This is a genomic window from bacterium, from assembly GCA_040755795.1.
Classification (GTDB): domain Bacteria; phylum UBA9089; class CG2-30-40-21; order CG2-30-40-21; family SBAY01; genus JBFLXS01.
This window is the reverse complement of the sequence record JBFLXS010000008.1, coordinates 10,341-34,774: the sequence shown is the minus strand read 5'-3', so window position 1 is coordinate 34,774 and position 24,434 is coordinate 10,341. Positions and strand designations below refer to the sequence as shown.

The 24,434-nt window shown below is 30.8% G+C and carries 37 protein-coding genes; 33 read left to right on the top strand and 4 right to left on the bottom strand.

Annotated elements, in window-relative coordinates; all coding sequences use genetic code 11:
- From AB1414_01330 to AB1414_01270, 13 genes are all read left to right on the top strand, one after another.
- Positions 1-523: hypothetical protein (locus tag AB1414_01330; protein MEW6606080.1), on the top strand; the 523-nt coding region annotated here is incomplete at its 5' end.
- Positions 524-917: 394 nt separating this feature from the next.
- Positions 918-1,232, top strand: a complete 315-nt coding sequence (locus tag AB1414_01325) for a hypothetical protein (protein MEW6606079.1) — start codon at positions 918-920, stop codon at positions 1,230-1,232.
- Between the two features lie 265 nt (positions 1,233-1,497).
- Positions 1,498-2,010, top strand: coding sequence for a hypothetical protein (locus AB1414_01320; GenBank protein MEW6606078.1), 513 nt, complete (start codon positions 1,498-1,500; stop codon positions 2,008-2,010).
- Positions 2,011-2,014: 4 nt separating this feature from the next.
- A complete protein-coding gene (locus AB1414_01315) occupies positions 2,015-2,167 on the top strand; it encodes a hypothetical protein (GenBank protein ID MEW6606077.1) in 153 nt (50 codons plus the stop codon).
- Positions 2,168-2,169: 2 nt separating this feature from the next.
- Entirely contained in the window at positions 2,170-2,514 is a 345-nt protein-coding gene (locus tag AB1414_01310) for a hypothetical protein (GenBank protein ID MEW6606076.1), read from the top strand.
- A 91-nt stretch (positions 2,515-2,605) separates the two neighbouring features.
- Positions 2,606-3,430, top strand: coding sequence for a hypothetical protein (locus AB1414_01305; GenBank protein MEW6606075.1), 825 nt, complete (start codon positions 2,606-2,608; stop codon positions 3,428-3,430).
- A 2-nt stretch (positions 3,431-3,432) separates the two neighbouring features.
- A complete protein-coding gene (locus AB1414_01300; protein MEW6606074.1) occupies positions 3,433-3,822 on the top strand; it encodes a hypothetical protein in 390 nt (129 codons plus the stop codon).
- 1 nt (position 3,823) lies between these two features.
- Positions 3,824-5,212: a hypothetical protein gene (locus tag AB1414_01295; GenBank protein ID MEW6606073.1), complete on the top strand. Its 1,389-nt coding sequence runs from the start codon at positions 3,824-3,826 to the stop codon at positions 5,210-5,212.
- Positions 5,213-5,317: 105 nt separating this feature from the next.
- Positions 5,318-6,007: a hypothetical protein gene (locus AB1414_01290; GenBank protein ID MEW6606072.1), complete on the top strand. Its 690-nt coding sequence runs from the start codon at positions 5,318-5,320 to the stop codon at positions 6,005-6,007.
- A gap of 4 nt (positions 6,008-6,011) precedes the next feature.
- Positions 6,012-7,496, top strand: a complete 1,485-nt coding sequence (locus AB1414_01285; GenBank protein MEW6606071.1) for a hypothetical protein — start codon at positions 6,012-6,014, stop codon at positions 7,494-7,496.
- Positions 7,493-7,753, top strand: a complete 261-nt coding sequence (locus AB1414_01280; protein ID MEW6606070.1) for a hypothetical protein — start codon at positions 7,493-7,495, stop codon at positions 7,751-7,753. Before AB1414_01285 ends, AB1414_01280 begins: the two co-directional genes overlap by 4 nt.
- Position 7,754: 1 nt before the next feature.
- Entirely contained in the window at positions 7,755-9,875 is a 2,121-nt protein-coding gene (locus AB1414_01275; protein MEW6606069.1) for a hypothetical protein, read from the top strand.
- 2 nt (positions 9,876-9,877) lie between these two features.
- Positions 9,878-12,661, top strand: coding sequence for a hypothetical protein (locus tag AB1414_01270; protein MEW6606068.1), 2,784 nt, complete (start codon positions 9,878-9,880; stop codon positions 12,659-12,661).
- Here AB1414_01270 and AB1414_01265 read toward each other — a convergent pair.
- The 4 genes from AB1414_01265 to AB1414_01250 form a co-directional block, all read right to left on the bottom strand.
- Positions 12,658-12,837, bottom strand: a complete 180-nt coding sequence (locus AB1414_01265; GenBank protein ID MEW6606067.1) for a hypothetical protein — start codon at positions 12,835-12,837, stop codon at positions 12,658-12,660. The two genes, AB1414_01270 and AB1414_01265, sit on opposite strands and share 4 nt — an antisense overlap.
- Before the next feature lie 11 nt (positions 12,838-12,848).
- Positions 12,849-13,463 carry a hypothetical protein gene (locus AB1414_01260; GenBank protein MEW6606066.1) on the bottom strand — a complete coding sequence of 205 codons (615 nt, stop codon included), beginning with the start codon at positions 13,461-13,463 and terminating at the stop codon, positions 12,849-12,851.
- 169 nt (positions 13,464-13,632) lie between these two features.
- Positions 13,633-14,001 carry a thermonuclease family protein gene (locus AB1414_01255; protein ID MEW6606065.1) on the bottom strand — a complete coding sequence of 123 codons (369 nt, stop codon included), beginning with the start codon at positions 13,999-14,001 and terminating at the stop codon, positions 13,633-13,635.
- Between the two features lie 39 nt (positions 14,002-14,040).
- A complete protein-coding gene (locus tag AB1414_01250) occupies positions 14,041-14,355 on the bottom strand; it encodes a hypothetical protein (GenBank protein MEW6606064.1) in 315 nt (104 codons plus the stop codon).
- Between the two features lie 408 nt (positions 14,356-14,763).
- On the opposite strand from AB1414_01250, the gene AB1414_01245 reads away from it, so the two are divergent.
- From AB1414_01245 to AB1414_01150, 20 genes are all read left to right on the top strand, one after another.
- A complete protein-coding gene (locus tag AB1414_01245) occupies positions 14,764-14,940 on the top strand; it encodes a hypothetical protein (GenBank protein ID MEW6606063.1) in 177 nt (58 codons plus the stop codon).
- A gap of 12 nt (positions 14,941-14,952) precedes the next feature.
- Positions 14,953-15,150 carry a hypothetical protein gene (locus tag AB1414_01240; protein ID MEW6606062.1) on the top strand — a complete coding sequence of 66 codons (198 nt, stop codon included), beginning with the start codon at positions 14,953-14,955 and terminating at the stop codon, positions 15,148-15,150.
- Positions 15,151-15,220: 70 nt separating this feature from the next.
- The gene (locus tag AB1414_01235) at positions 15,221-16,210 is read left to right on the top strand and encodes a C1 family peptidase (protein ID MEW6606061.1); all 990 of its coding nucleotides are present in this window, start codon (positions 15,221-15,223) and stop codon (positions 16,208-16,210) included.
- On the top strand, positions 16,188-16,382 hold the full coding sequence (locus AB1414_01230) for a hypothetical protein (protein ID MEW6606060.1): 195 nt from the start codon (positions 16,188-16,190) through the stop codon (positions 16,380-16,382). The genes AB1414_01235 and AB1414_01230 overlap by 23 nt, the downstream gene beginning before the upstream one ends.
- Before the next feature lies 1 nt (position 16,383).
- Complete coding sequence (locus AB1414_01225; protein MEW6606059.1) at positions 16,384-16,584, top strand: hypothetical protein; 201 nt, start codon at positions 16,384-16,386, stop codon at positions 16,582-16,584.
- Positions 16,585-16,770: 186 nt separating this feature from the next.
- Complete coding sequence (locus tag AB1414_01220; protein MEW6606058.1) at positions 16,771-16,944, top strand: hypothetical protein; 174 nt, start codon at positions 16,771-16,773, stop codon at positions 16,942-16,944.
- Between the two features lie 3 nt (positions 16,945-16,947).
- Positions 16,948-17,706: a tyrosine-type recombinase/integrase gene (locus AB1414_01215; GenBank protein MEW6606057.1), complete on the top strand. Its 759-nt coding sequence runs from the start codon at positions 16,948-16,950 to the stop codon at positions 17,704-17,706.
- Between the two features lie 470 nt (positions 17,707-18,176).
- Positions 18,177-18,317: a hypothetical protein gene (locus tag AB1414_01210; GenBank protein ID MEW6606056.1), complete on the top strand. Its 141-nt coding sequence runs from the start codon at positions 18,177-18,179 to the stop codon at positions 18,315-18,317.
- A 115-nt stretch (positions 18,318-18,432) separates the two neighbouring features.
- Positions 18,433-18,741 (top strand): hypothetical protein, encoded by a 309-nt coding sequence (locus AB1414_01205; GenBank protein ID MEW6606055.1) that lies wholly within the window; start codon positions 18,433-18,435, stop codon positions 18,739-18,741.
- Complete coding sequence (locus tag AB1414_01200) at positions 18,731-19,123, top strand: hypothetical protein (protein MEW6606054.1); 393 nt, start codon at positions 18,731-18,733, stop codon at positions 19,121-19,123. Before AB1414_01205 ends, AB1414_01200 begins: the two co-directional genes overlap by 11 nt.
- 294 nt (positions 19,124-19,417) lie before the next feature.
- Entirely contained in the window at positions 19,418-19,855 is a 438-nt protein-coding gene (locus tag AB1414_01195) for a hypothetical protein (GenBank protein ID MEW6606053.1), read from the top strand.
- Positions 19,856-20,170: 315 nt separating this feature from the next.
- Complete coding sequence (locus AB1414_01190) at positions 20,171-20,635, top strand: hypothetical protein (GenBank protein MEW6606052.1); 465 nt, start codon at positions 20,171-20,173, stop codon at positions 20,633-20,635.
- Positions 20,625-20,939, top strand: a complete 315-nt coding sequence (locus AB1414_01185) for a hypothetical protein (protein ID MEW6606051.1) — start codon at positions 20,625-20,627, stop codon at positions 20,937-20,939. The genes AB1414_01190 and AB1414_01185 overlap by 11 nt, the downstream gene beginning before the upstream one ends.
- Before the next feature lie 20 nt (positions 20,940-20,959).
- On the top strand, positions 20,960-21,832 hold the full coding sequence (locus AB1414_01180; GenBank protein MEW6606050.1) for a helix-turn-helix domain-containing protein: 873 nt from the start codon (positions 20,960-20,962) through the stop codon (positions 21,830-21,832).
- On the top strand, positions 21,829-22,080 hold the full coding sequence (locus AB1414_01175) for a hypothetical protein (protein MEW6606049.1): 252 nt from the start codon (positions 21,829-21,831) through the stop codon (positions 22,078-22,080). Before AB1414_01180 ends, AB1414_01175 begins: the two co-directional genes overlap by 4 nt.
- On the top strand, positions 22,077-22,475 hold the full coding sequence (locus tag AB1414_01170) for a DUF559 domain-containing protein (GenBank protein MEW6606048.1): 399 nt from the start codon (positions 22,077-22,079) through the stop codon (positions 22,473-22,475). The genes AB1414_01175 and AB1414_01170 overlap by 4 nt, the downstream gene beginning before the upstream one ends.
- A gap of 8 nt (positions 22,476-22,483) precedes the next feature.
- The gene (locus AB1414_01165; GenBank protein MEW6606047.1) at positions 22,484-22,816 is read left to right on the top strand and encodes a site-specific DNA-methyltransferase; all 333 of its coding nucleotides are present in this window, start codon (positions 22,484-22,486) and stop codon (positions 22,814-22,816) included.
- Between the two features lie 58 nt (positions 22,817-22,874).
- On the top strand, positions 22,875-23,156 hold the full coding sequence (locus tag AB1414_01160; protein ID MEW6606046.1) for a hypothetical protein: 282 nt from the start codon (positions 22,875-22,877) through the stop codon (positions 23,154-23,156).
- Between the two features lie 71 nt (positions 23,157-23,227).
- Positions 23,228-23,578, top strand: a complete 351-nt coding sequence (locus tag AB1414_01155; GenBank protein MEW6606045.1) for a hypothetical protein — start codon at positions 23,228-23,230, stop codon at positions 23,576-23,578.
- A gap of 573 nt (positions 23,579-24,151) precedes the next feature.
- Positions 24,152-24,434 (top strand): hypothetical protein (locus tag AB1414_01150; GenBank protein MEW6606044.1); only part of this gene is annotated, 283 nt, incomplete at its 3' end.

Sequence of the window (24,434 nt, the reverse complement as noted above, 5' to 3'; positions counted from 1 at the left end):
ATTTAATTTAGAAAAAACTAATAAAGAATTAGAACAATTTAATCAAAAAGAAGAAAATTTTAATATTAAAAGAATAGAATTGGGAAAAAAAGAAAATATAATTAATGAAAGAGAAAAAGAAATTAAAATTCAACAAGAAAAAATTCCTCAATTAATTAGAAAAGTTGAAGAAAAAAATCAACAAATTATTCAAGAAATTAGAGAAAAAGAAAAAGAATTAAAAGAAATAGAAAATAAAAAAGAAAATTTTAAATCACAAATAAATAATTTAAGAAAACAAAATAACCAATTTCAAACTCAAAGAAATAATCTTAAAAAAAGATTAGAAAATTTAGAAAAACAAATTGAAGAAAAGGAAAAGGATACTCAAAAGGTTTTTGAAGAAAGACTTTTATTAGAAAAAGATAAAAAAACTATAGAAAATAAAATTAAAGAATTGCAACTTTTTGAAGCAGAACTTAAAAGAAAAGAAAATATAATAAAAGCTAAAGAAAAAGAACTTTTCTTTAGAAGTAAAGTATAATATGTCTAAATCTATTGAGTCAATAAAAGATAGAGAGTTTCAGAACCAACTTGGAATACAACAGAAGGTGGAACTACTACTGATAATACAGTTACTTGGACGACTCGTGCTCAAGCAAAAGTAAATGGTACTTCAACAACTATAGTATCTGGTTGGAGTGATATTACAATTGCTTTTGTTAATGGGACAGCAACTCATGGTGGAACTACAGGAACATTTATTAACGGAGAAAGAGTAACTTATACAGGTGGTGAAGCAATTCTATTAAAAGATACTGGTTCAGTTATTACACTTGGAAATGTTACAAATACCTCTTTGAATACAAAGACAATAACTGGAGATTTGTCAGGAGCTACTTGTACTGTATCTCAAGATTTACAATCTGCTTCATACAATGCAGAAAGCATATGAACAGCAAGCTTTGAAGAATTATGATGTGATTATTAATTGTGGTAGTATTTATGAAACTGGAAGAACTCTTGCTCAATGTTATGAATATTTCAAGTTTGTTTGTGAGGAAGATTCAGGATTTGATATGTATACTGTGGTTAGTGGTGTAATAACGATTCTTGATGGTGAAGAATATAGGAAAGCATATACAGGATATACTGAAAAGAAAGGATCTCCATTAGGAACATTTGCTGGTGGAAAATTCTTTGGTGCTCAAGGAGTTTGGATAGAAGGTATGCCATCTGGTCAAAGTTATTAGCTTATTGATTCAGATGGAGCAGTTCAAGATCCGCCTGTTAAAGCTACTATGAAAGTTACATCACTTGTTTCTGGAGATAGAGTATCAGTATTTTTGACTTCGGCAGGAGAAATTAATAAATCTCAGAGAAATTAATAAATCTCAGTATGATAGCCATGCTACGGCTAATTTAGCAGGTGATACAGATTTTGTAATAACAACAACTATAGCACAAGATACACCATCTTCTGGTATTTTAAGAGTTGTTGATGATGATGGTTCAACTGTGTTTAAAGAACAAAGATATAGATATTCAAGTTGGGATACTTCTACATTTACTTTAGTAACTGGTGCAACTGGTACTGCAACAACTGGTACAGGAACTATGGTTTTACAGGATTCTGCTGCTGATTTTGGAGGAGCAGATAATGTAGAAGTAGGAGATGTGATTAGAAATACAACTGATGGTAGTGTTGGATATGTTATTTCAGTAGATTCTGCTACACAGTTGACAACTTATTTAGAAGGTGGAACAGATAATGATTGGGATTTAAATGATGCTTATGATACTAATAAGTTATATAAAACTTATGATACTGGTGACACAGCTTATGTTCCTTTAATTGATAGAGAAGCTGATGCAACCTCTGAAGAACAGGAAGTTCTTTATTTATCTGATAGAACTGTAATGATACGAGTGAGAAAGAAAGGTATTTTGCCATTTGAAACATCTGGAACATTTGTAGAAGCTGGATTAACTGTAGCTGCAATTAGAACTACTGATAGTATTGTAACCTAATAACATGAGAAAACCTGAATATGATAAAGAGGCCCTCAAAAAGAATATTGAACGGTGTATTTCTAATATTAAACTTTTTGGAGAAGTTATAGAAAAAGAAAAGGCAATGATAGAGAAGTTAAAAAGGCTCATCAAAGAGATAGAAGCCGAAAGTTAACTATGGCTATAACTTTTAATACTCCCGATAAAGTAATTTTTATTGAAAAACCTACAACTGAAGTTAGTATCCAAGAATTAATAAATACTATTAGAGATTTTGAAGATAATCCTGAAGGGATGAACGTAAAAACTTTTATTAATGCAGCAGGTAAACAAGATTTAGGTAGTGGAGTTAAAGTAGGAATAACTTTAGAATTGACAAATAACTGGCGTATTCAATTTGAAGCTAGAGATGGACCTGATTATGTTGCTTGTAAAGTTTATGGTGGTAATTTAGTTGCTACTAATGATTATAACAATAATCCTATTAAACCTTCAGCCTATACTCAAGTAACTATTGCTTAAGCCTCATCAGCTGTTTTAACTGAGTTAATGAAAGATGATATTCAATTTACTAAAAAAGTTGTAGGTTGGTTAAGAAGTTTATTATAAAATTATGACTATAGAATCAATAAGAGACAAAGAATTTGATAAATTTGCTTCAGAAGGCGGCTCTATTGAAAGTAAGGCTCGTGCTGTTCTTATTGCTGGTCAAACTGCTGCTGCTGTAGCAAGAATGCTTAAAGTTGATGCTGATGGTCATTTACAAGTTGATGTTTTATCAGGAGGTGGAGGAGGAACTCAATATACAGAAGGAGATACTGATACAACAATTACTGGAACTGCTTTAATGTTTGAAGCTGATACTGGAACTTCTACTTTAAGAACAGCTTCAAATACTTATCCTCTACCAGTAGCTGATGCAGGAGGTTCTTTAACTATAGATGGAACAGTAGCAGCTACTCAATCAGGAACTTGGAACGTTGGATTAAATGTAGGAACAAATAATATTGGAGATGTTGATGTTTTAAGTTTACCTTCAATTCCAGCTGGAACAAATAATATTGGAGATGTAGATATAGCCTCAGCTTTACCAGCAGGAACTAATGTTATTGGAGCAGTTAAAAGAGATATTGTTAATTATACAAAAGTTAGAAAATATGTAGTTTTAACTGGAACTACTGAAACTACAATTTGGGATCCAACTGCAGGTAAAAAGTTTGTTATAACTGATATTCATATATCAGCTACTGCAGCTGGAACTTGTACTTTAAGAGATGGAACAGCTGGTTCTACTATTTTTATTGCTTCTTTAGCGGCAAATGGTGGTATGGTTTCTAATCTTCAAACCCCTATTGAGAGTACTGCAGCAGATAATAATTTAACTGCTCAAGCAAGTGTTATTACTCAGTACATACTTATTTGTGGTTATGAAGTATAATTATGGCTAAAAAAGATTTTTCTAATTTAAAAAGAAATTGGGATAAAATTCAATTTGAAAAATTAAGAAAAAGAATTGATAAAAAATTCAATGATATTCATGATGAACTTTCTGATTGTTATTATAATAAAAAACCATTTAAAAATTATGGAATCTTAACTAAAGAAAAATTTGATAAATTACACAGTTTAATATTTTTAGAAAGAGATATTAAATTTCATGAAGAAAATATAAAACAACCAGAAAGAGATAGAATTCCAGAAGAACAGTATAATGAGATTTCAATAAAAGATGAAAAAGGGAAAATTATAAAAAAAGAAAAAAGGTCAAAAAATGCACAGAAAATTATAAATCAGTTAAAAAAAGAAAAAATAAATTTAATTATTAAATGATATGGCAGTTATTTGGTTTACTCCAACTGAGATAACTCCAGGAACAGCAAATGCCTGGACAGATGCTGATGTTTCTGGTTCTGTTCCTACTGGTTCAACAGGAGTAATTCTTCATTTTGAAAATACAGGTACTACTACTACAGCAGTTGGTTTTAGAAAAAATGGTAGTGGAGATAATAGAACTCAAAACTTATATTCTTCTTCTCATTTTTGGTGTGCAATTGGAGTTGATACAAACAGAATACTTGAACTTTATCTTGGGAATATAACTTCTGTAAATGTTTGGCTTGTTGGATATTTTGGATCTGATGCATCATTTTTTACTAATGCAGTTGATAAATCTCTTAGTTCTAGTGGAACTTGGCTTGATATAGATATTTCAGCTGATACAGGTATTGATACAGCAATAGGAGCCATTTTTGAAGTAACTGGAGCTGTTAGTGCTAATTGGGGAATAAGAAAAAATGGAAGTTCAGATAGCAGAATTAAAGATGTTGATAGTCATGGAGCAGCAATTATTGGAGTTGACAGTTCGGAAATATGTGAAGGATATGTTTCCACAACAACAGCTGGTTACTTTTTAGTAGGATATGTTACTGAAGGTTCGACTTTTTATACTAATGCTGTTGATATGTCTCTTTCAGAGAGTACTATTTGGGAAGAATCTTTTACAGGTGAGACTTTTCCTCCTTCAGGATGGACAACAGGTGGAGATGCAAATTGGACGAGAGATGCAACAACTTATGATACTTCTCCAGCTGCAGCAAATAGTGGAGTAATTACACATAATCAGAATACTTGGCTTGATAAAGATATTACTCTTTCGCAGGAAGCTGTTCTAAAATTTAAATGGAAAGTAAGTTCAGAAAGTGGTTATGATTGTCTTTGTTATTGTCAAGATATGGATGCAACTTGTACTCGTACTAATAATACAGCCAAAAGAAGTGGAGAAGGAAATTGGGCAGCATATACAAGTTCTGCATTAACAATAGGAGATCATAGTTTGAGATGGTTATATGCAAAAGATAGTAGTGTAAGTAGTGGAACAGATGAAGGATGGATTGATACTTTGAGTCTTGTAGCAGGAGTTGAAGTTTGGATAGATTTAGCAACTTTAGCAAGTGGAGCTACTGGTGGATATTTTGAAATTGTTTCTGGATCTTATCAAGACAAATTTGGATTAAGAAAGAATGGTTCAAGTGAAAATATTTATTGGGGAGCAGCTGGTGAAAATCATGCCTTTGGATTAGTAGAAGCAGATGCAAATGGAAAAATTGAAGGTAAAATTGCAAATGAAAATATGGATTTTTATCTTGTAGGATATGCAGGAGAAGCTGCTCCACCAGAAGGTGGACAAATGACTTTATCTACAAAATATTGGGGAACATAATATTTATAAAAATATGGTTTTATCAGATAGATTATAATAATCCTTATAATGTAAAATGGTTATGTCAAAGACATCATCGTTTATTACATTATAAAGAAAAATAATATGGTCCTTAATGATACTGTTAACAATACAGGACTTATTAATGACATAGATTTTCTATTAAAAACAGATTCAACCTCTTATCCAACTAATGATAAGAAAAGAAACATAAATAGAGCATATCATAAGGTAGTAGCCGATATATTGGAGAATATGGGAGAATGGACTTTTCAAGGAGATTTAGCTTCTACTAATTCTGTAGTTGATCAAGCTGAATATACTTTTCCTACTGATATTTTAACTATTGAAAGAGTAGAAATTAGATATACTAGTGGAGCTGATGATTATGTAGAAGCTAATCCAGTTAGTTTAAAGACTTATAAAGGATCAATTGCTGATGGTACTGATAATTATAGCAGTGCTAATCCAGTCTATTATATTCCTAATGATACAACTATTGCTTTTGATCCTACTCCAGACACAGCAATTTCTCCTGCGATTAAGATTTGGTATACTAAACTTCCTACAGAATTAAGTGCTGATACTGATGAGCCAGTTTTTGCTGAACCATTTCATAGAATTCTTTCTTTTGAGGCTACTTTAGATTTCTGTAATTCTTATGAATTAGCTGAGCAGAGAAATTTAATTAAATCTCAATTAAATGAACTTTGGGATCAATTAAGAAAATATTATTCTTCTAGGTTTAGAGATAAGCCAACTAGGCTTGTACCTAAAGTGGAAACTTATTATTAAAAATATGGCTGATTTTAGAATACATATAGATGATTTTACAGGAGGAATTTCTAGTGATGAAGAAAAAGGTTTTCCAGGTGCCTTTATTTTTGCTCAAAATTGTAATATCCATAATAGAAAAGGTCTTTTACAAAGTAATCCCAAAACAACAGCGATGACTGAAGCTGAATCTCCAAATAATATAAATGGTCCTGTTTATTGGATAAAAGCAGCTAGTAATAGTAAGGTTTATGCTACAGGAGGAGTAACAGAAGGAATTCGTATTTATGAAATGGATCCTTATGTAGCTACTCCTACTTGGACATTAGTTCATACAGATGCTAATGCTGGAACTTATGGTGGTTTAATTGAATATAAAGATTATCTTTATTGGGCTGGAAATGCTACAGCTGGAAGATATGGACCTTTATCTGGGACTCCAGCTTGGACTGATTCTTGGCAGACTTTAAATGCTTGTGATTGGCATCCTATGTTTATAGGAGATGATGATAAGTTATATATTGGGAATGGTTCAAATTTAGCTTCTTGGGATGGTACAACTTTTACTTCTGCAGCTTTAGATTTACCTACAGGAACTGAAATAAAATGTTTATCTAAATTAAGGTATAATATAGCAATTGGTACTCGCCAAGATTATACTAATATAAAACCTAAAAAAGCTAAAATTTTCTTTTGGGATTATAATTCTGAAAGTTGGAATGATAGTTTGCCAATAGATGAATATGAAATTTTAGCAATGATCTATCATAATGGAATTTTGAAATTTTCTGCTGGAGATTTTGGTGATTTATATTATTATAATGGAACAAACTTAGAAAAAAAATTTTCTTTTGCTAGAGATGAAAATGATCTTCCCATTGGGATTTATCCAGGAGGAATGATTATTTATAGAGGAAAATTACATATTGGAGTAGGAAGAAAATTTGAAAGTTCTACTGGTAATATACCTAGTGGAGTTTATAGTTTTGGAAGAAAAAATAGTAATTTTCCTGAAGTTCCTAATTTAGAATATACTGTAGCTTCAGGAAATATAAATACAGGAAATGTAACAATTTTCTCTTTAGAAAGTACTGGGGGAAGAAAACAACCTCCTGCATTATTAGAAAAACCTGAGACTCTCTATTTAGGAGTTATTGATCAAAATGGTTCAGGATTTGCAATAGAAACAACAGATGTTAAAGCTTCTGTTTATGTTTCAAATATAGTTTATGAATCTTTAATACAAGATGCTGGTAGACCAGAAAAGAGAAAACTCTGGAAAAAAATAAATATTGTTGGAAGAGATTTTTCTTCTAGTAATACTGTTACTGTGAAATATAAAGATGATTATGCTAGTTTTTGGACTACTGTAGGAACAATAAATACTGATATAAAACATAAAGGATTTGATATTAGAGTAGAAGCTAGAAAATTACAAATAAGATTAGAATTAGCAGGAGCTGCTAAGATAAAAAACATAATTTTAGAAGGAGATTATTTATCAATATGAGTTTAGAAATTACTAAAGAAGAAACAATTCAAACAATTCCTACAGGAGATCAAGAAATTCCAGAAGAAATTCCTATTCATCAACATTTAGGAACAGATTCTTTAGAAGTTTTTAGAAAAAAATTAAAAACAGTTGCTACTGTTCCTACTGGAGAACCTAAAAATTTTTTTGAGCAATTCGTTTTATATGAAAGCGGGGTAACGTATAGATTATATGTTTATCTTGGAAATACTTGGTGTTATGTCGCTTTAACTTAATATGCAAAGAACACAACAAAGATATTTTCTTTGGGCAAAAACTCCTGAGGGAGTTATAAAGTCTATCTCAACTTCTACTGAAGCTGAAGCAAGAGAAGAAATTTCTAAAAGGAATTGGAATTTTTTAATTGGTCAATATGGAGCATGGCCTACTAAACCAAGTCCTCCTCCAGTAGCTAGCCCAACTCCTACTCCTAGACCAGCACCAGCACCAACTCCAACTCCAACTCCAACTGTTCCAAGTCGTCCTTATGGAGGAAGATTTGAACATTTAACAGGAGAAAAGAAAGCAGAAGCGATTAGACAATATGAAGCAGCTGGAAAACCTGCTGGACCTTTTAGAATTCAACCAATTGGTCCTTTTAAAGGGACTCCAACTCCAATAACAGATAAAGCAACCGATCTAAAAGATTTAGATCTTGAATTTCCAGAAGGAGAAGCAAAAGATGCTTTTACTACTTTATCTAAATTAGAAGATTTTATGCCTTCTTTTGTAGCTAAATATATAACTAAATTAGAAGAATGGAGAAAAGAATTAGCTCCAGAGATTACAGAAGCAAGAGGAGCGGTTGAAAAAGCTAGAGAATGGCTTGGTAAAAAAATAGAAGAACCTATAGATACAGCTGCTTTATGGGAAGCAAAACTTAAAGAATACGGAGTTACTTCAGATGTCTTACAACAACAAGCAGATTTAAGAAAAGAAGTTGCTAGTTTAGCTAGTCAGATAAATAAAGAAAAAGTTCAATTGATGGTAGATATAGATAAAAATAGAGAAAGAAGAGTAGCTATGCCTTTGATTGAGGCAATTGAAGCTAGAATGGAAAGAGATTCTCTGAGAAAAAGAGCTTTAATGGGAGCAGAATTATCTGGGAAAGCCGCTGCTTTAGAAGCTATTTCTGGCAATATTACTCAAGCCAGACAATTAGCTAGAGATGCAGTTGATTTAGCTATTGTTGACGAAGAGAGAGAATTTAGTCGCTGGACTTCTTGGATGAATGTTAATACTAATTATTTAGCAACATTAAAAGCTGAAGATAGAAGATTATTTGATGATGCTTACAATGCTGTGGTAGATGCCTATAATATAGCCAGAGAAGAAAAACAACGAGTTATGGATTTGAAATTAAATAATCCTTTAGCTCCAATTAGTCTTGATATGACTGAAGAAAAAGCTGCTGAAGCAGTAACTACTTATGAGAAAAATAGATTCTATATTTCTGATCCTGCTCAACTTAAGTATTTTACTGAAGAAGATATTAGAAGAGAAGATGGAAGAATTTATTTAACTCCAGAAGCTTTTGAGAGAAGAGAATTAGAAAAAACTACTGTTAGAGATCTAATGATAAAATATCCGCGAGCTGGAATTACTCCTGTACATACTTTTCAGCAGGCTATGAATTTGTTGGGAGTTGAAGAGAAAAAACAGGAAATGGAAGCTCATAATAGGGCCTTAGAATTAGCAGGTAGAGGAAGAGATATAGGAGTTACTATACCAGCTTTGGAAGGAGAACCTTATCCAGAAATGAGAGCTTCAGCAATAAATTATCTTTTAGGAGAGGAAGCACCTCCAACTGGTCCCTATGATCGTCCAAAATTTGATTCAGAGGTTAGATGGATTAAAGAAAACAAACCAGATTTATTAATGCATGAATGGACAGATGAGGAAATTGAAATTGAATTAGATAAAGAAGGAAAAGATTATACTTTTAAAAAAGCAAGAATTGATATAGAGGCTTCAAAAACCATGAGAAATAAAGATAGAGCTCTTTGGATTGCTGCTAGAAAATTTAAAGAAATTCCTACTAGTTTAGAATTTCAAGATTGGTTAGAACAAGGACAGCCTATAGAAGGGATTATGGAAAAACCAAAAAAAATTATTCCAAAAGAATGGGAAGAAAAACCAATAACAACTGGAGAAGGACTTGTTGCTTGGTGGGCTAAAAAAGGAAGAAGAGGAGTAGAATTATGGAAAAAAATGATGGAACCTATTCCTGAAAAACCTAAAAAAGAAGTTCCACCTAAAAAAGAAGTTCTAAAAGAAGTAACTCCTGCTGAATTTGAATTAAGTTTTACTATACCAGAATTTACTATACCAGAATATACTAGAACTTTATATGAATAATTATGGCTTTTGAATCTTTTCCAACTACAAAAAGAGCTTTTGGTCTTCCTCCTATGAAAGTTCCAAAAGTTTCAGAAGAAATAATTTCTCCTACTCGTGCAACTTTAAGAGAATATGGTTTTGATATTAAAACAAGTATTCCTTGGTGGAAAAATTGGGGCAGAAAAGGAGGTTCTGTATTAAAAGGAGTTTTTAGAATATTGAGAACAGGAGAATATGTTATGGGAGGATTATTAGCTGGAGAAGGGATTATAAAAGGAGTTAGAGAAAAAATAAGTCCTAGTGAAGCTATAGGACTTGTTGAGAGTGAAGAAAAAACTCCTTTATGGAGTAAAAAAGGATTGGCTGCTTTAGTTGTTGATATTTTACTTGATCCAGTTACTTATCTTAGTTTTGGAACGGGTGGAGCAGTTAGAATAACAACTACTGGAGGGAAAATAGGTTTAAGTAAAACTGGAGCTAAATTAATAAAAAAAACTATGGCAAAAGGGATTAGTGAAGGAGCAGCTAAAAGAGAAATTGCAAAATTAATTCAGGAAGGAGGAGAAGGAATAGCTAAAAAACTTATTGCTAAAGATGGTTTAAAATTTATGGGGATGCAATTTGTTCCCAGAGCTCCTTTTACTGCTGCTGGTCGTTTAATAGGAAAAGCTCCTGGGATTAGAACTATAAAAATGGGAGTATCAAAAGCATTTAAACCTTTTTCTGAAATAGAAAAACTTCCTACTAAATGGGGAGGGCAAGGAGCTTATGCAGATGAACTTTTTAAACCTTTTGTTAAAGGAACAAGAGCTAAAATAAATAGAGCTGTTCAGTTTTCTATAAGAACAGCTAAAGAAATGAGAAAAAAATATGGTCCTGAAGTCGGAAAACATTTAGCTTATAAAGCTGAAAAGGGAAGATTATTTAATAGAGAAGTTTTAGATAATATCTTAAAAATTTATAGAAAAGAAGCCGACGAGATGCTAAAGTTAGAAAGAGCTACTGGTAAAAAAATTGGAGAAATCTCTCATTATGTAAGACATTATATTACAAAAGAAGGTAGAGATTTTCTTGATACAGGCACAAATTTTTTTAGTGTTCTTCCTAAACCTTTAAGAGCTAGATTGAAATCAGCTAATCCTAGAAAAATAGAAGGTACTATAAAAGATATAAATAAGTTCTTTAAAAAGAAATATAAAATTAAAAATTTCTTTGAACCAGATTTCTTTAAGGCTTGGGCTTTAAGAAAAGCTGAACATATTAGATACATCAATACTTATAATTTTCTAAAAGCAACTGGAGCAAAATTTGGTATACCAATTAAAAAAGGAATGGCTCAATATACGGATGAAGGAATTAAACTAATAAAATCTACTGTTCCAGAGTTAAAAGATGTTTTATTACCTCAACCTATAGCTGAACATATAGATGAAGTCCAGAAAGTTCTTACAAATGAAGAAACAATGAAGACTTTATTAAAAGGATATTTTAAAGTTCTTAGTTTTTGGAAAGGAACTGTAACGGGATATTGGCCAGCTTTTCATACTAGAAACTATTTTGGTGGTTGGTTTAATAATTGGTTAGCTGGAATAAATACTCCCACTAAAGCCTTGAGAAGAACAAAACAAAGCAGGGATATTTTAAGAGGTAAAGACAAAATTTATAAAACGAAAATAGGAGTAAAATATACTGGTAATCAAATTAGAGATTTAGCAGAAAGATTAGGAGTTACAGGACAACCTGGAATGATGGATATTTCTCAGACAATAGAAGAAATGTTAGATACAACTTTAAAAGGAAAACTTAAAAAATTTTGGATGGGAAGCGGTTATCCAAGATGGTTAATGGAACAAACAGAAAATGGTTTAAGAATGCCTTTATTTTTGGAAAGACTTATACAAGGAGATGCTCCAAGAGAAGCTGCAAGGTGGGTATTTCGTTATCATTTTGATTATATGCCTGAAGGATTAACTAATTTTGAAAGATTAGGAATGAGAGCAGTTTTCCCTTTCTATGTTTGGACAAGACATAATATTCCTCTACAGATAGAACATGTTCTTAAAAATCCTGGAAAGTACGCTGGTCTCGCAAAAACTGTAGATGCTATTTCAGGAGAAGCTGGACAAAAAGAATTTAGATATTTACCAGAATGGATGAAAGAAATGATAGTTTTTAGATTGCCAGAACCTCTTCAGAAAGAAATCGGAAAATCTTTATGGATGCAATTAGATTTACCAGCTGAGGATTTAAATAAATTACCAATAAATCCTTCTGGTATTAGAGAAATAGCTGCTCTTTTGACACCATTTTTGAAAGTTCCAGCAGAGTTATTTTTCAATAAACACATGTATTTTGGAGAAGAAATCTGGAATCCAAAACTACCGCCAGAAGCTCAAACAAAAGAAGCTGTTAAACAATTGAAATATTTACCAAATCCTATAAAAAAATTCCTTGATTTCAAGGAAGTTTATTATAGAGATTGGCGTTATCCAAAGGAAAAGAAATTTATTAAAAGATATGAAATGAATGCTAAAAAATTACATTTACTTCAATCTGCTCTTTCAAGATTTTATTTTACTTTTAAAGGAGCTTTTGATCCTGATCTTCCTTTGGAATGGAAAGCTACAAGATATATTTTGGGAATTCCCGTAAGACCAACTGAAACAGAAGAAGAAAAAAAATGGAGGGAGTGGGAGGAAGAAACAGAAGCTAGAGAATATTTAAGATGGTTGCAACAACATGGTTTAATTCCATATAAAGGAGCTCTTCTTCCAAGTGAAGTAAGAGAAAAGCCTTTTCGTTAAAAAATACTTTTAATTATTTCCCAAATTATATATAGAAAAAGAAAAATTATCCCTCCAACAATAATAAACATAGGAGTCATTAAAATAAGAGTTTTCCAAGTATATTTTGAAAAAGACTCTTCTTTAAATGGATTGATTACTTGAAATTCTTCTTTTTCAGGATTTTGTTCTTTCATATTTTTAAAAATTACCAATATTTTGGTTTATCCCATCTAAGATAAATATCATTTGAAAGATAAATATCATTATAAACCCGAATTAAATCTTTTTCTTTATAATATTTTAAATATTTTATATTAGGAATTCTACCTTTTGTTTTTAAATAAATTTTAGATGAATATGAATCTTTATAAATTTCTGTTGGTTTAAGAAATTTTAATATTTTTGGATCGTTAATATAAAGTGCATTATAAGAATTCAAAAGAGAATCTTTTAGAAATGGTTTAATTAAAGATAAAGAAGAAAAATAATAAGATGGAATAGACAATGAAGAAAATGAAGGTAATGAAATATTAGGAATATAAGTTTTTGGAGTATAAGTTTTGTCTTTGTAATAATTTCTTAAATAAGTATCAGGATTACCAGGTGCTATTTTTCCTGTATAAGGATTGATATTTCCTGGGAAACTCCAATTATCATAAGGGTTGCTATTAGGATCACTGCGGTAATGCGGTTGAACATAAGTTCCATCTTTACGATAATAACCTTTTACTTTTACGCGAGCATTAGCAATAACATAAGAAAATCCTCCAAAAATTGCTATTAGAAGAAATATACTTATAATTTTTTTGAGTTTTCTCATAATTATTATTAATTATTCTGCTTTTTTCTTTGTATCCAATGACGAATATTTAGAATTAAAAATATTATTAATAAAATAAAGAAAGCTAAAAAGATTAAACCTGCTGTAGTATCTTCTTCTTCTGGTTTTTCTGTTTTAATATCTTTATTTTCTGCAATAGTTGAAATAGTTAAATAGTTAAAATTTCTTCTTGTTGTTTTGTTTGTTCTGCCTCACATACTCCTGGGGCCCATAAACCTCTATTATTTTCTCTGGCTTCTCTTTCATACCTTTTAAATTCTTCCATATATTCAAAAGGATACTTAGTATAGGCATAAGCATAACCTTGTTTGATCATTTCAGCATTTACAAAAGTATTATCTATAAGATAAATATATCTTAAAAGTCTACTATATCTATCCCGATTGGAACTTTCTTTACCTCTAACTAATTTTACTGTTTTACTATCAACTAATTCTTTCATCTTTTGTGTAGCTTCTTTACCAAAACATTCTACAGGTTTACGCGGATCAACTGTTTCGGGAGTATCAATTCCTATAAGGCGTACTTTTCAATAGTATCATTAGAAAATTTTACTTTAATAGTATCTCCATCTATTACTCTTGTTACTAAGAGCAGAAATAGATTGTGCTTCTGTTTGATCCCACAACCGAATAGGTTCAATAGACGGAGGAGAGGGAAGAGGAGTATAAATTTCTTTTTCTCCATTACACCAAGGATAATATGGAGCACATTTTGCTGAAAGTGGTGTCCCATTACAACATTGACATCCACAGACACCACCATGCCAAGAACAACAACCTTGTCTTGCTTCAACAAAATAAAATAAACCACCAACTAAAAGAATTATTATACTAGCTACTAAAAATATTTTTAACCAAGTTTTAGTCATAATCTAAAAGCAAAATGGGTGGAAATTTCGGCAAAGAAAACCACCCATTCTGCCGAAATTTTTTGATAGATTATCCACAAGTCAATTTCATTATACGCCTTTTAGAAATTTTGTCAAATCAATTATGTTTCCAAGTCAATATCAGGAAGAACCACCGCTCCCTGGATTTTTTCTGATAATAATAATTTTAGGAATTTTAGGGATTGGTTTATTTCAAATTTGCAGATTTTTATGGGAGAGATACGGTGATTTTCTTTGGCTCTTTGTTGGTTTCGGAATTATTTTGTGGTTCTTTTATAGAATTTGGCAATATCTGAATCAGAAAAAACAATTATCTTCTAAAAGCTGAGCTTTTCTACCTCCCTTAGCTCAGCTTTTAAAAGATAATTAAAAAGAGGAGGTGAAAAAATGAATAGTAAACGAAAGAAAAGATTTGAGGAGATTTTAAAGAAAGGAATAGGATGGTGCAAGGATTGTAATGCTTTAAGAAAGATCTATTTAGTAGAGCATGAAAATTTTAAGCTATTGGCTTGTGAGAAATGCCATAAAGTTTTAGAAGGAGTTTTTGAAAAAGGTGAAAATTAAGGAGGGATTAAAATGGTTGATAAAGCGAAATTGAAAAACAAGTTGAGAAGATTGAAGTTCAGATTAATGGTCAGAAGAGAAATAGGATACTGTAAAGACTACAAAAGTTATCAAAAAGTTTATCAAGTAGTTCACAAGAATTATAGAATGCTGGTTTGCCAAAAATGTCACAAAGTTTTAGTATCTTATTTCACAGTTGAAGGAGAGTAAGAAAGTACTGAAACCGAAGACGAGTAAAAATTTCAGCTATACTTTTCTACTCTCCCGCCTTTCAAAAATTATGTCTAAAAATATACAAAATAATTTAGGCTGTCTCCGAGACAAAAAAGATCGGAGGGATTTTAGATTGGTTGGTATTCAAAAACCAGTTAGATTACCAGAAAAATTTGAATTGTTTGAGAAATTTAATCCCAATAATCAATTCAGCAGACCTTCATGTACAAGTCAGGCACAAGCTCACCATAAAGAAAAACAGGAAGGAGAAGAAATGTCAGCTCGTTTTATCATGGCAAAGACTAAAGAAATAGAAGGAAATACTAATTGGGGAGCTTATACAAGGAATACTTTTAAAGTAGTTCAAAAATATGGAGTTTGTCCAGAAGGCTATTTTAGAGAACCTGAAGCATCAATGAGTTGGGAAGAGTATATTGATACTAAAAATATTCCAGAGCATGTTTATAAACAAGCTGAGAAGCATAAAAGCAAAAGTTATTGGAGAATAGATATTGAACCTGGTTACACTAAAGGTTGGGAGGAAATAAAGCAGGCGATTTTCCAATATAAAAATTCTGTAGTAGTTTCAATGCCTTGGTATAAAAATTATTATCCTGATCAAGATGGAATTTTACCAAAAGGAAAGGAATATATTGGTGGCCATGCAATAGAAATTGTCGGCTGGGATAAAGATTTATTTAAAGCAAAAAATAGCTGGGGGGAAAATTGGGGACCAATGAATGGTTATTTCTTTATTGCTGAAGGGAGACATAAAATTTGGGATGCTTGGGTTAGTCTAGATCTTGAGGAAAGATATCCTGTGGATGATTATTATAATTATCCTCGTCGTTGGGTTGATTATTTAAAAGAATTAAAGGTCGTAACAAATCCCTGGCTTTGGGCAAAAATAAAAAGAGCTCCTTCTCCAAAAGAAGTAACAGCTTTAAGATTTTATTGGCCATATGAGGCTGTTTTTGAAGGGAAATATGGCAATAAATGGTTATATCTAACTTTTCCAGAATATTTAAAACAATATGAAAAACAATCTCAAAAATAAAATTGAAATTCATGAGAGATTAACTGCTTTAGAAATAGCTTTTAAAGAACTCTCAAAAAGATTTGATAAACATATTACAGCTTTTTATGGAAAAATAGATAAACTTATTTGGTGGATTATTGGAGTTTTAGGAGCTGTAATAATAGGTTTTTTAATTAATTATTATAAATAATATGACTAACACAAAGGTCGTTAACTATTCCACTTTCAGAAGCAAGAAATTTGTGATTACTCTTTTGACTTTGGCACTTTTGATTGCCAATGCTTTTGGAGCAGGAATTTCAGAAGAGATTATGAATGATTTTATCAAAGTAGTGATTGCATATCTTGCTTCGCAGGGAATAGTAGACATAACTAAACAATTCAAAAAATAAGACCCTTGACAAGATTTTTATTTGTGCTAAGATAGAATATCAAGGTCAGAAAAAAGCTGCCCAGCACTGCGAGTGACTGGACAGCTGGCAATAAGAGGATAGAAGCTCCTATCCCTTATGCCTATTTATATTATAACACGCTATAAAGTTTTTAGCAAGGCTTTTATAGCAACTGTGAGGTGTTATATGAAAACTGAAGACTATCAGATTAAGGATTTCTTCAAAGATTATTTGGAGTATTTGCGGAAAAAAGGATTAACAGAAAAGACAATTACAGAACACGGAAGATTTATTTATGGAGCAATTAGCCATGCTGAATTATCAGATGAACAAGAAATGAAATTTGAGAAAAATTCTTAATCTATGTTATTAAAAGATAAAAAAATTTCTAATCTAAAGCTGGCTGATACCGCAGCGATAGTTGAAGGTGGAAAAGCACATGGGGAGTATGGTCCTCAAAGAGCAGCTTGTGTTTGGAGAAACTTTTTGAAATTTCTAAAAGATAACGGAGTTAAATTACCTTTTGATTATCGGGATATTGAAATCCCCAAAATGCCTCAATTGCCTGTAGAATACTTAACTTTAGATGAAATAAATCTACTTAGAGATTCTATTAAAACAGATGATTTAGCTAGTTTAAGAACTAGAGCTTTAATGGAAGTTTTGCTGGATACAGGAATGCGAATTGGAGAAGCAATTACTTTAAATAAAAAAGACATTGACTGGGAGAAAAAAGAAGCAGTAATTAAAAATATCAAAAGTAAAGAAAAAGAAAAAGTTTATTTTACTGATCGTAGTTTATCTTGGATCAAAAAATATCTTAAAAGAAGAAAAGATAATTTAGAAGCACTTTTCGTCTCTGGTAGAGGAAGACTTCTTTCAGTTACTGCCAGAGGTTTTTTAAGAACTCATACTAAAAATTTAGGATTAAAGAAACATATCTGTCATCATATCTTCCGAAAAAGTTTTGCTACACATTTAATTCGGAATGGAGCTAATTTAAAAGATACTCAATATCTTTGTCGGCATAAAAGTGAACGAACAACTTTAAGAGTTTATGTCGGAATAGAGAAAGAAAACGCTAAAAAAACTCATCAAAAAATATTGACAAAGATTTTCTAAAGGTGTATACTATAAGTAGAGATTAAAATTAACTAGAATTGAGTTTCTAATTATTTTGTGAAACCTGGCTTTTTTGGCTAAAATAAGCCAAAAACTTGTCTGCGGCGTTATTCTAGCGCTTCTGCCACTGGGGCGATAGTCTGTGGATAACTTTTAAAGCTAGAAAATTCACAAAATTTATTGAAACTCGGTTCTATACCGAGTTTTATGTTTAGAGGTAAAACAGCTAAAATCAAAAGGTCTTTCAAAGGAATTTCTTTTATTTCTATTATTGAGTTTATAATAAATCAAAAAAATATGCAAGACTAATTTTATAATTAGTCTTTTTTTATTTTTAAGAAGGGAGGTGTAAAAAAATGAATAAAAAATTTATGAAAACTTGACAAGAATATAAAGAAGAAGAAAAGAAATATCCTTTAGTTAAAAAGATTAGAGATTTTACTAAGAGATTTGTAACTCTTGGAAAAAAGATGGAAGATAATTTAAAAAATTTAGAAGAAAAAGCAGAGAAAGTTGAAGAGATAAGCTATAAACTTTCTGATAAAGAAAAAGAAGAATTTTTAGAAGAAAAATTAAGATATGAAGCCATACAAAATGAAAAAGAAATTTAAAATTTTAGTTTCTTTTGTCTGCCCCTTTGGCCAGATTTAGAAGATAGACGAAAGTCAAATGTCTATTTCAGCAACCTTGGGGCGGAGATGAGAGACTAAAGAAGGGAGGTGAATTATGTCTAAGCAAATAATAACAGCTGAAGAAGCAAGATCAGAATATTGTGAAAAGTTTTTTCCTAATAAGAATTGGAAAAAGCAAAAATATACTCTTTGTTTATGGGAGCATTGTATAGAATTAATGCCTCTTTTAACAGAAGAAGAAATAAAGAAATATCCTGTCCTTTCTTGTCCGATCTTCGGGCATTGTTGTTCAGGAGGTCCCTGGCAAATCTTCAACTGTAAACCAAAATTAGAAATTCTAAATAAGCGAATAATAACTCGTAAAAATAAGAAAGGGAGGGAGGTGATTAAAGATGACAACTAAAAAATGTTCTAAATGCAATCAATGGCTTTCTATTGAAAATTTTAGAAAAGATTCTTCTAAAAAAGATGGATATTATTCTGTTTGTAAAATTTGTGAGAAAGTAAAAAGAAATCACCAAGAATTCCCAGTTAAAGTTAAATTTGATTTAGAAAACTCTATTTGGAAACTTGATCCAGATGAAACTCTAACTGCAAGAAATGAAAAAGAATTAGAAGTTTTAAAAATGAAAAAAGAATTAGATGAATTTATTTCTGATCCAAAAGGAAAGGTAGCAGCAATAATTCTAAATTTTAGAAAAGATGGAGAAAACTTTTCTAAAATTTTAAGAAAAGTTTTGGAATTTAAAATTCTTCGCAGTTTAGTTTTTCATTTGGTTTACTGAATAATTAATTTTGAAGTTCCAAATTTAGTTAAAACTTTTTCTTTAGAGGAAGTAAAAATAGCTTCGGAAAAGTTTTCAATTGGAAGAATTCTGCATTTAGAAAATTAAATTTTTCGTGCGCAATTTTAAGGGGGGGTGGTATGCTTAATACATTTAAGGAAAAAATGCGCACGGTGATGGCTTATCTTAGCCAAAAAAAGGGGGTCAAAATAGACTTTTTTGGCTCTCCCGAGCTCTGAAAAAATTGGCTAATTTTAGCCAAATTAAAAAATACAAAAGAAGGGAGGTGAAAAAATGCTCAAAAAAAGAAAAACACAAATAAAAATTATTTGGTTTCTATTGTTAACGATAGCAATGACTCTTTTAGCTGTTTTTTCTGCAATTGGAAATTATAAAGGACTTATAAGAGAAATTTCAGAAAATTCTATTCAAATTTCAGTAAAACGAGAAAACAAAATAAAAGCTATAGTAACTTGTTATTCTCCTTATGAGTCTTGCTCAAATAGTGGATGTATTATGGCAAGCGGGAAAAAAGTTTATTCTTCAGCTATAGCTTGTCCAAGAAAATATAAGTTTGGAACTAAAGTTGAGATTGATGGGGAAGAATTTATCTGTAAAGACAGAACTGCCAGAAGATTTGACGGTAGATTTGATATTTTCAAATGGGATTATCAAGAAGCTTTAAATTGCGGAAAGAAAATAAAAATTATTAAAATTCTTGAAGAGCGGTAATTTCTGGAACAATAAAGCAAAATCCAGAATAAGCTGGCAAATTCGTCAGATACCTAAGTCTGTCAATTAACAGATATGGTAGAAAAATTCCTCAAACTAATCCGCTCTAAACATAGGTAGGTAAAGATTTTTCTTTAAAAAAGTTTTCATTTTTACTTTACCTGCCTATTCCTGGGAATATGACCGAATAAGTTATTTTACTTGCTTTTGGCCTTAGTAAGTAAAACAAAGATGATTTATTTTGAAGTCAATTTAACAGGTTTTACTTGCTTTAACCTATGCAACTAAAAATTATTATAGAAGGGAGGTGAAAATATGACATTTCAAATCAAAGAACCTAGAAAATTTCCTTTAATTCCTGATGATATTTATTTTGTTACGATTACTGATGCTAAAATAGAAAAAAATCAATGGGGAAATTTACAATTAAGATTAGCTTTAGTAATTGATCAATCCTTAGAAGGAAAAACAGATTTTAAAGGCAGTAATTTAAGAGCATATTTTTCAGCTACTGATTCAAGATTGCCAAAACTTTATCAAGATTTAACTGGCCAAGAAGTAAAAGTAGGAGATACCATTGACGAATTAAAATTGGTAGGTAAAGCAGCCAGAGTCGTAACAGAGCAAAGGAAATCGCAGGCTGGTAAGGAATATGCTAAAGTAATTAGTATTCAAGCTAAAGAAAAGATTATAGTAAAAAGTCCTAAAGTTACAGATTCAACTGCATTTATCCCTGAAAATGAAGATCTTTATAGTGAAAATGATTTAAGTGAATTTTAAAATGAGGATTATAAGAGCATATTCAAGAAAATTAAGTCATTCAAATTATGGAGGTAATGCTTATGAAACTTCAGATTTCTTTGCTTCTTATGAGACTGAATTAGATGAAAAAAGTAAAGGAATTCCAGTTGAGGAAGTAAGCCAAGCTTTATTCTTAAGAGCAAAAATAGATGTTGCAAAAGCTATGCAAGAAGAAATAAAAGCAATTAGAAAAGAAGCTAAAAGGAAATTAGATCAAAAACAAACACATACCCTAAAAGAGCATAAAGAATGGGAAGAACTAAGAGAACCATTTAATTGTTAGACATAATTTACTTATCAATTATGGAACAAAAAGAAAAACAACAATTTCCAGATCCAAAAAAAAGAGAATTTCAAATCGTAGATTTAAGAGAAAAACCAGAAAAAATGAAAATGGTTGATTATTTGTTTGAAAGAGGAATAAATACTGTAGAACAGTTAAAAGAACTATTAGAAAGTCTTTTTATCTTAATTCCGCTTGAAATAGCTAAACGAAAAGATTTAGCAGCAAGTGAGAAATTACTTTTTGCTGAAATAAATATATTAACTAAGCAAAAAGGCTTTTGTTACGCTTCAAATCAGTATTTAGCAGAGCAGATAGGATTTACAAAGAGCAATATTAGATCTTTGATCAAGAAGTTGGAAAAAAAAGACTTAATTAAGACAGAGTTTGAGAGAAATAAAGAAGGAACTTGGCGGAAAATCTTCATCCTAAAAGAGAGGGGGAAGACATTACAATGTCCCCCGGGTGATACTACAATATCACCCGGGGTGATACTACAATATCACCCGGGGGATACTACAATAGCATACAAAAGAGAAATAGAGATAAGAAATAGAAAAAAAGATATTGTTGCTTCGCAACGAGGGTTTTTTTTAAAAAAATTTTCTTTTAAAGAAAAACTAGAAAAAATGAAAAAAGATAGAAATAGACATATTCAGATAATTGCTCTTTACTGGCAATTTAAAAGTTATTTCTTTGAGAATAAAGACCAATATCAGGCTGCCCTGCGGCGGGAATTAAGACCTGCTCGTGCTTTAGTAGGCTATTCAGACCAAACTATTACAGAAGTTATGTATTGGCTGGAGGATAATACTGATTTCAAATGGACTTTAGAAACCGTGCATAAATACATAGATGAGCCTTTAGGCGAATTAAAAAAAAGTAAAACATGAAACATAAAGCTATATTTGTAAAAAAACTTATGCCGAGAAAAGAATGGAAAGAGTGGTATGAAAAAGATCCTACTTACTGCAATTTAGGGGAAGTTGGTTTTGGAAGAGAGAAAAAATTAAAGGTTGCTTTTGTAGTTGTAGATTATATTCCGCAGGAATGTGAAAAGTTGACTGATGAAGAATTGGTTCAACTAGATAATTATTACAGAGGAGTAAATGCAGTTCCTAGACCCTTAAAAGATCTATGAATTTTTTCAAATATATACCAACAATTAGAAAAAATTATGAAAATTGGAAACCCCTTTGTTGTCCTTATAGTATTTTTGATTGGAATTTAGTTTTTACAGAAATTGAAAGTAATGTTTGGAGCGATATTCGTTATTGGGGACTTCCATTCTATCCTCAATTTCCAGTTAGAAAATATTTTATAGATTTTGCTGATCCTATTTGGAAAATAGGAATAGAAGTAGACGGAAAATACCATAAAAAGAGGGAACAAGGCAGAAAAGATTTGAAAAAAGATGAATATCTTAGAAATAAAGGTTGGTTTATATTCAGGATTTCTGGAAGGTGGACTTACGGAGGGACTCCTCTTTGGAGAAAATATATTCAAATTACTCAGGAGTGTTCAATAGTAGAGTAAGAGATTTTATGGATAACAAAAGGAAATTAGAGACACCAATTTTAGGAAAAAATCTTTCCACAGTTTGGCAAATTAGACCCGAGCCTCACAACTTCCAGCGTGAACTTGGTGTAAATGTTGATCATTTCGCAGCTTTCCCAAAAGCGTTATGCGAGATACCAATTAAATTTGGTTGTCCTAAAAATGGCATAGTATTAGATCCATTTATGGGAACAGGAACAACGGCAGTAGTAGCTTACAAATTAGGAAGAAATTGGTTAGGAATAGAATTAAATCCAGAATATATAAAAATAGCAAATAAAAGACTAGAGCCTTTAATTAGGCAAAATAGATTATTATGAGAAATAGAAGGATAGATAATTAGATTCAATAATTAAAGAAAAATTGGCGTAATTTAATATGATTAACAAAAAAGCAAAAGGAGCAAGGCAGGAAAGAAAAGCTAAAAAGATTTTAGAATTAGCTGGTTATAATGTGACAAAAGTAGGAGCAAGTTTAGGAATTTTTGATTTGGTAGCGATCAATAGGCACAAAATTAAGCTGATTCAAGTTAAAAGTAATTATATTTCTCCAGAAGAAAAAGAACAAATAGCTTTATTTGCTAATTGTCCAGAGAATACTTCAAAAGAAATTTGGATATTCCGTGATTTTCAAAAAGAACCAATAATAAAATATTATTAAAAATATGGATAAAAGAATAACAATATTGGTTATTTGATTAAAGAAAGAGCCAGAAATTATTTATTTATAATATGCAAACAATTAGAGAAATTACTAAAAATAAATTAGAAAATTTATGGCAGAATTTAGGGAAAATAACTAAAGAACAACTTTCTCAAGAACTTGTAGAACTTTCAGCACTTCTTGGCAATTTCTCAGAAGCCTTAGTTGATCTAGAAAAAGCTTATACTGAAGAGAAACTGAGGGCCTTAAAACTTACAGAAAAAGTTAATCAAGCTGAGATTTTAGCTAAAAATACTCCAGCTTATCAAGAATATCAAAAAGCAAGATTACTGGAAAAAGCTGTAAATGAAACTATTCGTTCACTGAAGTACAGAATTAGAACTGTATCAGAAGAGGAAGAAGTATCTAAAAATCTATAAAATGTCTATTTAAAAACAAAATTGGCTATTTAATAATGATTAAAACATGTGAATTTTGCAGAAAATCTTTTAAGCCTGATAAGTGGCATTTGTATCAGAAGTTTTGTTCTTCAAAATGTCGTTGGAAATCCAGGGATCAAAAATATTTAGAAAAACATTTTCCTAAATATCATTGTCAAAATTGCGGAAATTTTATTCAATTAACTTTTAATCCTTATAATAATCCTCGCTGGAAAATTTGGAAATGTCCTTATTGCGGGGAAAAATAAAAAATATATGTACACCTTGCTAAACTTTCTCCGTGGCTCTATACTTAAGAAAAGATATAAAATAGATAGTTGGCGTTTAGGGTATTGTCCAGAGTGTAATACTCCAGTTATTAAAATTAGAAATAGTATAATAATTGGAGAAGTAGAATTACGCTGTCCTAAATGTCAGAAAAATTTAAAAATTAGAGAAATTTTTTAGAGGCTTTACGAAGTCTTAATAAAAAAAGTTTTTCTTAGGTTTATACGTAAACCCAAGTTTTGGTTTGTTATACGTAACAGGCCCAAATTTGGGTTTTTTTTATTTATGCCTACTTTAAAGCAGAAAAGAGCAATTCAAAAAATAGCGGAAAAAATCGGAAATCCCCAAGAATTACAGAAAACAAATTGGGGAGAAATTATGCGTGAAGCAGGATATTCTTTAATAACTTCTAAAACCCCCCAAAGATTAACAGATTCTAAAGGTTTTAGAAAATTGTTAATGGAATATTTTCCTAATGAGAGGATTAATGAAGTTTTAAATGAAATTGTAAGTGATAAAAAAGATAAACGAAGTAGATTGGATGCAATAAAAGAAATTTGTAAATTAA